16 protein-coding genes are annotated in these 12,630 nt (G+C 68.5%); 4 read left to right on the top strand and 12 right to left on the bottom strand.

Annotated features, from left to right (window positions below):
- Positions 1-4 precede the first annotated feature (4 nt).
- From C3E99_RS00840 to C3E99_RS19940, 7 genes are all read right to left on the bottom strand, one after another.
- Positions 5-601 (bottom strand): carboxymuconolactone decarboxylase family protein, encoded by a 597-nt coding sequence (locus tag C3E99_RS00840; protein ID WP_067111060.1) that lies wholly within the window; start codon positions 599-601, stop codon positions 5-7.
- Entirely contained in the window at positions 601-1,782 is a 1,182-nt protein-coding gene (locus C3E99_RS00845) for an acetyl-CoA C-acyltransferase (RefSeq protein ID WP_067111058.1), read from the bottom strand. The genes C3E99_RS00840 and C3E99_RS00845 overlap by 1 nt, the downstream gene beginning before the upstream one ends.
- Before the next feature lie 63 nt (positions 1,783-1,845).
- Positions 1,846-2,304, bottom strand: coding sequence for a MaoC family dehydratase (locus C3E99_RS00850; protein ID WP_067111056.1), 459 nt, complete (start codon positions 2,302-2,304; stop codon positions 1,846-1,848).
- A gap of 93 nt (positions 2,305-2,397) precedes the next feature.
- Positions 2,398-3,528 carry a mechanosensitive ion channel family protein gene (locus C3E99_RS00855; protein WP_083674970.1) on the bottom strand — a complete coding sequence of 377 codons (1,131 nt, stop codon included), beginning with the start codon at positions 3,526-3,528 and terminating at the stop codon, positions 2,398-2,400.
- A 65-nt stretch (positions 3,529-3,593) separates the two neighbouring features.
- Entirely contained in the window at positions 3,594-4,604 is a 1,011-nt protein-coding gene (locus C3E99_RS00860; protein ID WP_076073793.1) for a DNA topoisomerase IB, read from the bottom strand.
- Positions 4,605-4,662: 58 nt separating this feature from the next.
- Positions 4,663-6,042 (bottom strand): putative O-glycosylation ligase, exosortase A system-associated, encoded by a 1,380-nt coding sequence (locus C3E99_RS00865; RefSeq protein WP_076073796.1) that lies wholly within the window; start codon positions 6,040-6,042, stop codon positions 4,663-4,665.
- Entirely contained in the window at positions 6,035-6,205 is a 171-nt protein-coding gene (locus tag C3E99_RS19940) for a hypothetical protein (protein WP_199775049.1), read from the bottom strand. The genes C3E99_RS00865 and C3E99_RS19940 overlap by 8 nt, the downstream gene beginning before the upstream one ends.
- Positions 6,206-6,300: 95 nt before the next feature.
- Between C3E99_RS19940 and C3E99_RS00870 the strand changes: the two genes are divergently transcribed.
- Both C3E99_RS00870 and C3E99_RS00875 read left to right on the top strand, forming a co-directional pair.
- The gene (locus C3E99_RS00870; RefSeq protein ID WP_076073799.1) at positions 6,301-7,503 is read left to right on the top strand and encodes a TIGR04063 family PEP-CTERM/XrtA system glycosyltransferase; all 1,203 of its coding nucleotides are present in this window, start codon (positions 6,301-6,303) and stop codon (positions 7,501-7,503) included.
- Between the two features lie 23 nt (positions 7,504-7,526).
- On the top strand, positions 7,527-8,339 hold the full coding sequence (locus C3E99_RS00875; RefSeq protein ID WP_104959301.1) for a hypothetical protein: 813 nt from the start codon (positions 7,527-7,529) through the stop codon (positions 8,337-8,339).
- 137 nt (positions 8,340-8,476) lie between these two features.
- Here C3E99_RS00875 and C3E99_RS00880 read toward each other — a convergent pair whose 3' ends face one another.
- Positions 8,477-8,803, bottom strand: a complete 327-nt coding sequence (locus C3E99_RS00880; RefSeq protein WP_234002551.1) for a hypothetical protein — start codon at positions 8,801-8,803, stop codon at positions 8,477-8,479.
- A complete protein-coding gene (locus C3E99_RS00885) occupies positions 8,800-9,063 on the bottom strand; it encodes a hypothetical protein (RefSeq protein WP_076073801.1) in 264 nt (87 codons plus the stop codon). The genes C3E99_RS00880 and C3E99_RS00885 overlap by 4 nt, the downstream gene beginning before the upstream one ends.
- Before the next feature lie 135 nt (positions 9,064-9,198).
- Here C3E99_RS00885 and C3E99_RS00890 point away from each other — a divergent pair, with 135 nt between their 5' ends.
- Entirely contained in the window at positions 9,199-9,870 is a 672-nt protein-coding gene (locus C3E99_RS00890) for a S24 family peptidase (RefSeq protein ID WP_067107086.1), read from the top strand.
- Positions 9,871-9,913: 43 nt separating this feature from the next.
- On the opposite strand, the gene C3E99_RS00895 is transcribed toward C3E99_RS00890, so the two are convergent.
- Complete coding sequence (locus C3E99_RS00895; RefSeq protein WP_067107089.1) at positions 9,914-10,219, bottom strand: hypothetical protein; 306 nt, start codon at positions 10,217-10,219, stop codon at positions 9,914-9,916.
- Positions 10,220-10,436: 217 nt separating this feature from the next.
- Between C3E99_RS00895 and aqpZ the strand changes: the two genes are divergently transcribed.
- Positions 10,437-11,162, top strand: a complete 726-nt coding sequence (gene aqpZ / locus C3E99_RS00900; RefSeq protein ID WP_067107091.1) for an aquaporin Z — start codon at positions 10,437-10,439, stop codon at positions 11,160-11,162.
- Positions 11,163-11,196: 34 nt separating this feature from the next.
- Here aqpZ and galU read toward each other — a convergent pair whose 3' ends face one another.
- Both galU and C3E99_RS00910 read right to left on the bottom strand, forming a co-directional pair.
- Complete coding sequence (gene galU, locus C3E99_RS00905) at positions 11,197-12,060, bottom strand: UTP--glucose-1-phosphate uridylyltransferase GalU (RefSeq protein ID WP_076073804.1); 864 nt, start codon at positions 12,058-12,060, stop codon at positions 11,197-11,199.
- A 53-nt stretch (positions 12,061-12,113) separates the two neighbouring features.
- Positions 12,114-12,614, bottom strand: a complete 501-nt coding sequence (locus C3E99_RS00910; RefSeq protein WP_076073807.1) for an OmpA family protein — start codon at positions 12,612-12,614, stop codon at positions 12,114-12,116.
- Between the last annotated feature and the right edge of the window lie 16 nt (positions 12,615-12,630).

A 12,630-nucleotide genomic window follows, 5' to 3' on the forward strand; every position in this document is an offset into this window, starting at 1 on the left:
TTGATCAGGCGCGAAGGTCGGGATCGACCTCCCACCCCTCTTCGACCTGAATGCCGAAGCTGTTCAGGATCATCGACACCTGCGTATATTGGCCGACGGTGAACACCAGATCCATGCGCCCCTTGTCGCCGAGCGGCGCGAGCGCCGCCCAGGTCGCGTCGGTGACGAAATGGCGGCCGGTGAGTTCGTCGGTCGCGCGCAGCATCGCGCGCTCGATATCGGTCCAGCCGTCCGCGTCGGGGCCGGCCTTGATGCGTTCGATCTGGCTTTCGGACAGGCCGCTGTCGAGGCCGATGCGCTTGTGCTGCGTCCATTCGTAGCCCGAGCGGCAGTTGTAGCCGGTGCGCAGGATCACGATTTCGCGGTCGCGCGCCGACAGCGCGTTGCGCTTCGACAGGATATAGCTGCCCCAGCCGAGGAAGGCGGTCAGCGCCTTCGGCGCGTGGGCGAGGGTGCGGAAGATGTTGAGCACCCGGCCGCCCCCGACCTTGCCGCCAACCGCTCCGGTATCGGGGGCAAGGAAGGGTTCGAGCGCGGCGCGCTGGTCGGCATCGAGCCGGTCGAGGTCGACCGGCTCGATCCGGGGCGCGTCGAGGCGCATCAGAGGATCTCGAACAGTCCCGCCGCGCCCTGGCCGCCGCCGATGCACATGGTGACGACGGCATATTTGACGCCGCGGCGCTTGCCCTCGATCAGCGCGTGGCCGACGCAGCGCGCGCCGGTCATGCCGAACGGGTGGCCGATCGAGATCGAGCCGCCATTGACGTTGAGGCGGTCGCCCGGAATCCCCAGCTTGTCGCGGCAATACAGGACCTGCACGGCGAACGCCTCGTTCAGTTCCCACAGACCGATGTCGTCCATCTTCAGCTCGAAGCGTTCGAGCAGCTTGGGGATGGCGAAGACGGGGCCGATGCCCATCTCGTCGGGCTCGGTGCCCGCGACCGCCATGCCGACATAGCGGCCGAGCGGGGTCAGGCCGCGCTTTTCGGCGACCTTGGCCTCCATCAGCACCGCGGCCGACGACCCGTCCGAAAGCTGGCTGGCGTTGCCCGCGGTGATCGTGTGGCCTTCGCCCATCACCGGCTTCAGGCTGGCCAACCCTTCCAGCGTCGTGTCGGGACGGTTGCACTCGTCCTTGTCGGCGACGACCTCCTTGTAGGAGACTTCCTTGGTCTCCTTGTCGACCACGGCCATCGTCGCCTTGCACGGGACGATCTCGTCGGCGAACTTGCCCGCGGCCTGCGCGGCGGCGGTGCGCTGCTGCGACTGGAGCGAATATTCGTCCTGCGCTTCGCGGCTGATGTTGTAGCGCTTCGCGACCACCTCTGCCGTGCCGATCATCGGCATATAGGTGTCCTTGTGCATCGCGATCAGTTCGGCGTCGGGCTCGATGAACACCTTGCCGCTGCCGCTGACCTTCGAGATCGATTCGACGCCGCCGGCGACGACAATGTCCTGGCGGTCGACGATGATCTGCTTCGCGGCGGTCGCGATCGTCATCAGCCCCGACGAGCATTGACGGTCGATCGACATGCCGGGAACGGTGACGGGCAGGCCGGCGCGCAGTGCGATCAGGCGCGCGACGTTCGGCGACTGCGAACCCTGCTGCATCGCGGCGCCGAAGAGGACGTCGTCGATCTCTCCGCCTTCGAGCCCGGCGCGCTCGACTGCGGCCCTGACCGAATGGGCGCCGAGCGTCGGCGACGGTGTGTTGTTGAACGATCCGCGCGCCGCCTTGGTCAGCGGCGTACGGGCGGTGGAAACGATGACGGCGTCACGCATGTCGATAATCCTCTTGTTTGGGTCCGGTGGATCTTTCGGGGGAGGGCGGCCGGTTGAACGGGATCAGACGAAGAACTGGCTGATCCATTCGGCGATCAGCGCGGGCTTGTCCTCGCCCTCGATCTCGACCGAGAATTCGAGCGTCTGCTGCCACTGGCCGGGGCGCTTCTCTTCGAGCTCGAGCAGCTTGAAATGGCCGCGCACGCGCTTGCCCGAGCGGACGGGGGCGAGGAAGCGGACCTTGTTGCCGCCATAGTTGACGCCCATCTTCACGCCTTCGGGGCGCGGACAGTCGGACTTGGCCATCAGCAGCGGGAACAGCGACAGCGTCAGGAACCCGTGCGCGATGGTCCCGCCGAACGGCGTCAGCTTCGCCTTTTCCTCGTCGATATGGATGAACTGGTGGTCGCCCGTCGCGTCGGCGAACTTGTTGATCATCTCCTGATCGACGAGCACCCATTCGGAACTGCCGAGCGTCTGCCCGACCAGCTTCTGCATCTCCTGCGGCGGAATCGCGCCCATGTCTCATCCTCTCGAGCTTGTTGAAGGCGCGGTTCTAGGCCGTTCATGCCGCATTGCACAAGAGCCTTGGCTCGACGCTGCGGCGCCGTAGCGTCACTCTTTCGTGCGCTTCGCCTTCGGCGTTGCCGTGTCTTCGGCAAAGGGCAGAATCATCGTGCCGTCGGGTGCGGCGGTGAAGGTCGTCTGCGTCGGATAGGCGAAATCGTAGCCCGCCGCGGTCATCGCCTCGAACAGCCGCACCGCGACATCGCCGCGCGCCGCCGCGACAATGTTGTAATCGTCCGCATGCACGTCGAACAGCAATTCGAAATCGAGGCTCGACGGGCCGAAGCCGGTGAAGCTCGACCGGATGAAGTCATGGCCCGCCGCCTTTACCTGCTCCTCCAGCAGCGCGGGCAGCGCGCGCAGCATCGCGGGGCTGGTCTGATAGATCACCCCGATCGAGAACTGGACGCGGCGGCGGTGGAGATGCGCGTAGTTGGTGATCTCCTTCGACAGCAGGTTGGTGTTCGAGATGACGAGCAGCTCGCCGTTGACCGAACGCAGCCGCGTGCTCTTCAGCCCGATGCGCTCGACCGTCGCGGTGCTGGTGTCGTATTTGATCGTCTCGCCGACGCGGAACGGCCGGTCGAAGATGATCGACAGCGAGGCGAAGAGGTCGGAAAATATGCCCTGCGCCGCGAGGCCGATCGCGATGCCGCCGATGCCGAGCCCGGCGACCAGCCCGGTGACGTTCACCCCCATGTTGTCGAGGATGACGATCGCCGCGATCGCGAACAGCGCGACGCTGATCAGCAGGCGGATGATGCCCATCGCATTGGTCAGCGTTTCGTTGTGCCCGTCGGCGGCGCGCCGCTGGATCAGCCCGATCGCGATCTCGCGCGCCCAGATCGCGACCTGCAGCGCGACGGCGATGGTGAAGACGAACTGGATGATCTGCAGGATCGTCGCCGGCGGCTGGGCATAGCCCGCGACCATGCGGATCGCGACGATCGCGAGCACCGTCGACTTGGTCTTGTGGATCACGCGCCCGACGATGTCGGTCAGCGTGAACTGCCCCGGCGCCGCCTGCGCGCGCTTCAGCGCGAAGGTGCGCACCAGCGACAGCAGGACATAGATGACGAGCCCCGCGCCGATCGCGATCGCGATCTGCAGCCAGTGGCTGTTCACCCAGGCGATGGAGCCGTTCCACATGTCGCGCAGGTCGGCGAACGGCCCCTGCATGGCGGGCGGCGGCGTGGCGGCGGAAATCGGCAGGGTCACGTCGGTCCTCGAAATCGGTCAAAGGGTCAGGCGGACCGGAGCAGCGTCGCGGCATCGGGCGCCTGCTCCAGATAGGTCAAAAATCCGCGTTCGTAACGCGAAAGATAGCGGGTCGAGCGCGGCAGCCGCCCCGCCGCCTGCGCGAAGTCGCCGCGGGCCTGTGCGGCGGCGATCATCGCCGGATGGACATAGGCGCGCCGCGCGACCGCGGGGGTGTTGCCGAGCCGCTGGGCGACATGGCCGAGCACCGCCTTGAGCGACGGCGGCTCGGGCGCCTCGTACAGGAAGGCGAAGGCCTCGACGCTGCCCCACCAGGTGCGGAAATGCTTGGCGCTGAAATCCTCCCCCATCGCCTCGCGGATATAGGCGTTGACGTCGTCGGACGCGACCGCGTGGGTGCCGTCGGCGTCGCGATACTGGAACAGATGCTGGCCGGGCAGGTCCTGCAGCCGACGGACGAGGGTCGCCAGATTCCGGTCGCTGATCGTCACCTCGCGCCTCGCGCCACCCTTGGCGCGATAGCTGAGGCGCAGCGTCGCGCCCGACAGCCGTGCATGGCGCTGGCGCAACGTGGTGGCGCCGAAGCTGTTGTTCGCGGCGGCATATTCCTCGTTCCCGACGCGCAGCGCGGCGAGGTCGAGCAGCCGGACGACCGCCGCGACGACGCGCTCCTGGCAGAGCGTGCGGCGGGAAAGATCGTCCTGAAGCCGCGCGCGCAGCAGCGGCAGCGCCTGGCCGAAGGCGGCGCAGCGGTCGTATTTGCCCGCGTCGCGCGCCAGCCGGAAATCGGGATGATAGCGATATTGCTTGCGCCCGCGCGCGTCATAGCCGGTGGCGAGGATATGGCCGTTCGGCGCCGGGCAGAACCAGGCATCCTCATAGGCGGGCGGCAGCGCGACGGCGTCGAGCCGCGCGATTTCGGCGCGATCGCGGATCAGCCGGCCCTTCGCGTCGCGATAGCGCCAGCCGTCGCCGGAGCGTTCGCGGCGGATGCCGGGCAGGCTGTCGTCGACATGGATCAGGCGGGCGCGGGGCATGATGGCATAGCGTCCGGCGGCGCCCGATGGTTCCCGGTCCCGGGGTGAGACGTGCGCGCTACGATCGCACGTTCGAAAAGGACTGGCGGGCCGGGACCTGTGCCGGGCGCGCCATCAGCGGCCGCCACCCCGCCTCGCGCTCGCGGCGGCGGCAATAGGTCGAAAGCCCGATCTCCAGCGCCAGCATCATGTAGATGAAGGGCTGGAAGGCGATGCCGACGAACAGCGATCCGACCATGTAGACGATGTGCCCGTGCTGGAGCGCGGTCGCGAGCGGGGCGATCCATTGCTCCTCAGCGCGCCGGGTCTTCAGATAGCGGCGGCGCAATCGCTCCATCTGGACAAGCCCGGCGGCCTGGAGCAGCAGCCACAGCGCCAGCCCCGGATAGCCCTGTTCGCCCAGCATCTCGAAATAGCTCGAATGATAGGCGCGCCCCTTGTCCTCGTAGACGATCGGCCCGCCCTGCGCGCCTTCGTCATTGGCGCCGGCCTGGCGCTCGACGCGGAGTTGATTCTGGAGGAAGGCGTTGAAGCCGCCCCCGAACGGATGGTCCTTCGCATAGTCCCAGGTCCATTTCCATACCGCGACGCGGGTGGATGCGGACGAATCGGCCTTGTAGCCCTGGATCGTCTCCATCCGCTCGGTATAGCTTTGCGGCAGGAAGGGGATCGCGGCGAGCGTCAGCATCCCGATGCCGGCGACATAGAGAAGCCGGTGCCGCACCGCGCGCAGCGACAGCACCGCGAGGACGACCAGGCACACGAGCCCGGTGCGCGCCTGCGTCCCCACCGGCAGCAGCATGCAGGCGAAGCAGAGCGCGAAGCAGAAGAGCGACACGCGCCAATCGGGTGGAAAGACGGTGCCGTGGCGGCGGTACCAGAGGATCAGCGGGATGATCGCGATCCCCACCGTCGACATGATCGAGCCTTCGTAAAGCCCGAAATTCTCGTTGAGCAGCAGTTGCAGTTCGCCATAGCCGCCGCCGCCCGCCGCGGTCTTGAGGCCGCCCGCGATCGCGATCGACCCGGCCGACAGCAGCATGATCAGGATCAGCGATTCGATGCGAAGCCGCGTGCGCAGCGTCAGCGGCAGGAAGATCGCCCACACCAGCGCCTTCCACACCCAGCTCCATTTGTCCTGCGCCTCGACCGGGAAATCGGCGTACATCGTCGTCACGCCGCAATAGATCAGCAGCAGGACCAGCAGCACCTGCCGGCCCGACCAGCGCGTGTCGCGCTTGTCGTCGAGAACGAGCCAGCCGCCGATCGCGAGAATGAAGACGATCAGCGAGATCGGGATCGAATTGATCAGGAAATAGCTGAGCCGCTGCGGCGCGACGATGTCGATGTAGCAGAAGCAGAGGATGAACAGGAACGGCTTGCGGAAACCGACCCCGATGAAGGCAAACAGGAAGGCCACGAAGGCGATGTCACGCATCGCGCGGCCCCTGCGCGGCCTCGGCCGCCGCCTCCGCGTCGCGGCGGCGCTGCCACAGCATCCGCGGGCTCACCTCGTTGTCGAGGTCGTCGCGATAGAGCAGGCGCCACAGTGCGATCGCCATCAGCGCATGGGTGAGGCCAATCGAGAGATTGTCGATCATGGACGGCTGGGCCTTGCTGTGCGCCTGCGGATGCGGCGGTGCTATAGCATCGGGGTTGACGCGGCGTTAAGGCTTGTCGGGCATAGGCGACCGCAATGACCCGCATCCTCCACGTCCTCGATCACAGCCTGCCCGCGCACAGCGGTTATACCTTTCGCACCCGCGCGATCATGAAGGCGCAGGCGGCGAAGGGGTGGGAGGTCGCGGGCGTCACCGCCGTGCGCCATCCGCTGCCCGGACCCGCGTGCGAGGTCGTCGACGGGCTGACCTTCCACCGCACCGCTCCGATCGCCACGGCGCCGTCGCCGATCCGCGAATGGCGCGAGATCGGCGCGCTCGCGGCGCGGGTCGAGGCGCTGGCGCGCGAATGGCGCGCGGACCTGCTCCACGCCCATTCGCCGGTGCTCGACGGGCTCGCGGCGCTGCGCGCGGGCCGGCGGCTCGGCATCCCCGTCCTCTATGAAATCCGCGCCTTCTGGGAGGATGCGGCGGTCGGCAACGGCACCGGGCGCGAGGGAAGCGCGCGCTACCGCCTGACGCGGCGCATCGAAACCCATGTCGTCAAGGCCGCCGACGCGGTCGCGGTGATCTGCGAAGGGCTGCGCGGCGACCTGATCGCGCGCGGGGTCGATCCGGCGAAGATCATCGTCTCGCCCAACGGCGTCGATCTCGACCTGTTCGGCGACCCACCCCCGCGCGACGACGCGCTCGCCGCCGAGCTCGGCATCGCGGCCGACGACGCGGTGATCGCCTTCATCGGCAGCTTCTACGACTATGAGGGGATCGACGACCTGATCGCGGCGATGCCTGCGCTTGCCGTGCATCAGCCCCGCGCGCGGCTGCTGCTCGTCGGCGGCGGCCCGCGGGAGGCGGCGCTGAAAGCGCAGGCGGCGGCCTCGCCGGTCGCCGGCCGCATCCATTTCGTCGGCCGCGTGCCGCACGAGCGGGTCGAGCATTATTATTCGCTGGCCGACGTCCTCGCCTATCCGCGCAAGAAGATGCGGCTCACCGACCTCGTCACGCCGCTCAAGCCGCTCGAGGCGATGGCGCAGGGGCGTCTCGTCGCCGCGTCCGATGTCGGCGGGCACCGCGAGCTGATCGAGGATGGGGTGACCGGCACGCTGTTCGCCCCCGACGATCCGGCGGCGGTCGCCGGGGCGCTCGCCGCGCTGCTCGCCGACCGGGCGGGCTGGGACGCGCGGCGGCGGACGGCGCGCGCCTTCGTCGAAACCCATCGTAACTGGTCGTCAAACATTCTACGTTACGAACCGGTTTACCAGCGATTGCTGCGCCTTTAGCGATCATGCGGATCTGGAGCGATATGGACGACGCCAGCGAAAAGCCTGCCAAAGCCCCCGCGGCCGCATTGTGGCGCGCGCTGCGCCCCGCGATGCCCGCGATCATCGGAGCGGCGGCGCTGACCTTCCTGTTCGGCGCGGTGATGCCGTCGGGCTGGGTCATGGGGATCAGCTGGAACCTCTATCTCGACCGACTGTCGGAGCTGTTCGTGCCGCCGGTCGGCGATGCCGGCCGGCTTGCGCTCGCGCTCGGCATGGCGGCGGTCGCGGCGCTGATCGCCGGGCTGGTCGCGTTGATCGCTGCCAGCCCCGATGCGGCGGGACTCGGCGCGCTGCGCCGCCGCCGTCGGGGCGCGGTCGACGACGCGCTGCCGCGCCGCCGCGCCGATCTCCATCCCGACGCGCCGCCGCGCCCGCCGATCCGCGCCGGGCGCGACCTGCCGGCGCTGGGGCTGGGGCCGCTGCCTGCCGAGGCCGAAACCGCCATGCCTGCGGAGCCGCTTCCCGCCGAAGCGGCAGAGGCCGACGATACGCTGATCCTTGCCGACCTCGCGCCCGACGACGCCTTCGTCGAAGGCGCGGAACCCTGGCTGCAACCGGTCGAGGCGGCGGGCCCCGCGATGCCCGATCCGGCCGACGCGTCGCTCGGCGCGATGGTCGCCCGCTTCGAGGCGGGGCTGGCGCGACGGCGCCAGGCGCGCGGCGCACCGGCATCGACCGCCGCGATTCCGGTCGAGACGCCGCCGGCGAACGAAGATGCCGAGCCGCCCGTCGATTTCGCGCTCGAAGCGGCGCTCAGCACCCTCCAGCGCATGACCGGCCGCGCCGTCGGCTGATCGATCATCGTCTTTGATTGAACAGCCGCGTGCTCCCGCGGAGGCGGGAGCCCAGAGCGGCACAAAGCCTGCGTTGGCGTCAGGACGCTCTGGGTTCCCGCCTCTGCGGGACACGGCGTTGTTTCGTTCAAGGCCGATCAATCCTCCACCGTCAGCACCTCGATGCGAAGGCCGCGTGCGGCTTCGTCGAATTCGACCGCGATGTCGGCGACGATATGCCCCGGCAGCCGCCATTCGACGGCGCTCAGCCGCGCGCGTAGCGAGCGGCGGATCGCTTCGAGGTCGCCGACTGCCGCCTGACAGGGGAACGCATGGCGCGCGCCGACGAAGCTGGCGCTTGCCCACGGCCGCCACGTCGATGGGCCGAGCGCGAGGCCGGGCGGCAGCTCGCGCGCGATCAGACGGCCCAGCCGGCCGTGCGGGCATGCATGGGGACGCGGTGTGGCGAGGGACGTGTGGATCATGGCCGGGCCTCCATCGTGGCGGCGCGCATCGCGCGGGTGCGGCGGTCGCCGCTCGGGCCGATGCGCCCGGCATGCCGCTCGGCGCGCCATTTGTTCATGAAATGTTCCACGCGGCATTCGACGCTGCGCCCCACTGCGCGCCCGCCGCGCAGGTCGCTGATCAGCCGCGGGTCGTGGACGGCGTCCCGACCGAGAACGCTCGGCGGCATCCGCGATTCGGTCAGAAAGGCCTCGATCCGTTGCAGCAGCGTCTTTTCCATTCCGTTCCTCCCTATCGACATCCGGTAGCGGGCGAGTCGCCTTTAATAGGATTTTTCCTATTTGAGATAGGATTTCCTACTTGTCTAGGAAAATTCCTGTTGCTACATGCGAAATAGGAAGGAGCCCGCTGGCCGATGACCGATTTCGACGACGATCCGCGTGCCGCGCTCGATCGCCTGCTGCAGGAAAGGGGGATCGACTATGCGCAGCTTTCGGCGCGCATCGGGCGCAATCCCGCCTATATCCAGCAATATATCAAACGCGGTTCGCCGCGCCGGCTGGCGGAGGAGGACCGGGCGCGGATCGCCGCCTATCTGGGCGTGGCCGAAGCGCTGCTGGGCGGCCCGGCGCGCCGCGTCGCCGCACCGGCGTTGCAACGCGGCGCGGGCGACATGGTGCTGGTGCCCAAACTGGCGATCGGCGCCTCGGCCGGCGCGGGCGCGAGCATCGACGGCGAGCCGGTCGAAGGCGCGGTGGCGTTCGACCCACGCTGGCTGCGCGACCTGGGCGCCGACCCGCGCGCGCTCAGCATCATCCGCGTCGCGGGCGATTCGATGGCGCCGACGCTGGGCGACGGCGACGATATATTGGTCGACGGCAGCGACGCGGCGACGCTGCTGCGCGACGGCATCTATGTCCTGCGGATGGACGATGCGCTGATGGTGAAGCGCGTCGCGCGCGCGCCGGGGGAAGGGCGGATTTCGGTGATCAGCGACAATCCCCACTATCGCAGCTGGGACGATCTGCCGATGACCGCGGTGCAACTCGTCGGCCGTGTGGTATGGACCGGGCGCCGGGTGCGCTAGCGCCCTATCCGCGAAGACATCCCCCTCGGGCCGGCCGGTCCGACTACATCGGCTCGGCCATCACCGCTTCGATTTCGTGGCTCAGCACCTCGGCGCGCTGACACTGGTCCTGTCGGCCGTCGCGGCATTTCTGCGCCGCCTTGTCGCGCTGGCGCGTCAGCTTGCCGACGCGTTCCTCGCGCTGGCGCAGGGCGCGGCCGCGGTTGCGGTCGGCTTCCTCCTGGCTGGTCGTCGACCAGTCGGCGACCTGGCCGACCGCCTTGACGGGGGCGGTCACCACCGTCTTCACCGCGCTCACGCAGCCGGCAAGCAGCGGGGCGGCCGAAAGGGCGAGAAGCATTGCACGCATCGACAGGTCTCCGGGGAGGGCGGATCGGCCGGTATCATCGCACGGCCGTGCGGCCGGGGCCAGAGGATTGCGACGGGCCGCGCCATTGCCCGGCCGCCCTTCGCCCCGAATCCCGCCGCGGGACACATGGTTTACAAGGTCTTGCCGCGCCCTTTCCCTGTGTTAGGCTGATCCGCGCGCCGGCAGCGCGATGACCGCCGGCGGGGAGGAGGGTCATATGACGAATATGCAAAAGGGTCTGGCCGAGGGCATCGGCACCTTCTGGCTGGTGTTCGGCGGCTGCGGCAGCGCGGTGCTCGCGGCGGCCTTTCCCGATCTCGGGATCGGCTTCGCCGGCGTGGCGCTGGCCTTCGGTCTGACGGTGGTGACGATGGCCTATGCGATCGGCCATATCTCGGGCTGCCATCTCAATCCCGCGATCACCGTCGGGCTGTGGGCGGGCGGGCGCTTCGACGCGCGCGACATCCCGCTCTATGTGGTCTCGCAGGTCGTCGGCGCGATCGCCGCGGCCTTCCTGCTCTATTATATCGCGAGCGGCAATCCGGGCTATGATCTGGCGACCAACGGCCTCGCCGCCAATGGTTTCGGAGAGGGGTCGCCGGGCGGCTACGACCTGATATCGGGCTTCACGATCGAGATCGTGCTCACCGCCTTCTTCCTGTGGATCGTCATGGGGTCGACCGACGGCCGCGCCCCCGCGGGCTTTGCGCCGCTCGCGATCGGCCTCGCGCTGACGCTGATCCACCTGATCGCGATCCCGGTGACGAACACCTCGGTCAACCCGGCGCGCAGCACCGGCCCAGCGCTGGTCGTCGGCGGCCTCGCGCTCCAGCAGCTCTGGCTGTTCTGGGTCGCGCCGCTGCTCGGCGGGCTCGTGGGCGGCTGGCTTTACCGAACGGTGGGGGCCGACAGCTTCCCCAAGCCCAATATCGAGGGCGAATGACGGCGGTGCCGGCGGCTCCGGCCGCCGGCGCGCGTCAGGTCAGAAGATCGACAGCGAAGGCCCGAACGTCGGCGGCGATATCGGGGCGTTCGAGCGCGAGCGCGAGATTGGCCTGGATATAGCCGGCCTTCGACCCGCAGTCGTAGCGCGCGCCGTCGAAGGTCACGGCGTGGAAGGGCTGCGTGCCGATCATCGCCGCCATCGCGTCGGTGAGCTGGATTTCACCCCCGGCGCCCTTTTCCTGCCGTTCTAGCACGCGCATCACCTCCGGCTGGAGGATGTAGCGGCCCGAGATGATCAGGTTCGACGGCGCGGCCTCGACCGCCGGCTTCTCGACCAGCCCCCGAACCTCGGTCAGCGCGTCGTCGCGGGAGCCGGGGGCGATCACGCCATAGCTCGAAACCTGCTCGCGCGGCACTTCGAGCACTGAGATCAGGTTGCCGCCGACCTTGCGATACGCATCGACCATCTGCTTCATGCAGCCGGGCGAGCCGTGCATGAATTCGTCGGGCAGGAAGATGGCGAACGGCTCGTCGCCGACGATGTCGCGCGCGCACCAGATCGCGTGGCCCAGCCCCATCGGTTCCTGCTGCCGGACATAGGCGCAATTGCCGGGTCCGAGGCGCGTCGGTTCGAGCACCGACAGGTCCTTGCCGCGCTCGGCCATCGTCTTCTCCAGTTCGAAGGCGATGTCGAAATGATCCTCGATCGCGCTCTTGCCGCGCCCGGTGACGAAGATCATCTGCTCGATCCCCGCCTCGCGTGCCTCGTCGACGGCATATTGGATCAGCGGCCGGTCGACCACCGGCAGCATCTCCTTGGGGATTGCCTTGGTCGCGGGCAGGAAGCGGGTGCCGAGGCCGGCGACGGGGAAAACGGCTTTGCGGATCGGTTTCATGCGCGGCAGCCTTAGCGGCGAAAGCCCGCCGGGAAAAGGCCGCGCGAAAGGCCTTATTGGGGTTCGACGATCACCACCACGCGCCGATTGTCCTGCCGCCCCTCGGGCGTGTCGTTGGGCGAGATCGGCAGGCTTTCGCCACGCCCGACGATCTGGGCGGGGGTGAAGCGCATGCCGTTCGCCTGCATCGGCGCGGCGACCGCTTCCGCCCGCGCCTGCGACAGGGTCAGGTTATAGGCGTCGCTGCCGGTGGAATCGGTGTGGCCTTCGACCCGCGCGGTGGCGATGCCGACCGACTGCAGGCGATGCGCCATGGTCGAAATCCGCTCGATCTGCTCGGGGCGGAGCGCGCTTTCGTTGACGCCGAAGAGCAGCCGTTCGTTGAGCGTCAGCTCCCAGTCGGGCCCGGTGTCGACGAAGCCTTCGGATTGCAGGACGGCGATCTGTTCGGGGGTGAAGCCGGACTTCACCGGAACGCTCTGACAGGCGGCGAGCAGGCCGGCGATGCCGGCGGCCAGGATGGTGCGGCGGACGATGGGGAGAGAAAGGGTCATGATCGGACCTCCATGA

Origin of the sequence: Sphingopyxis sp. MG, assembly GCF_002953155.1 — a bacterium.
In the GTDB taxonomy this organism is placed as follows: Bacteria; Pseudomonadota; Alphaproteobacteria; order Sphingomonadales; family Sphingomonadaceae; genus Sphingopyxis; species Sphingopyxis granuli.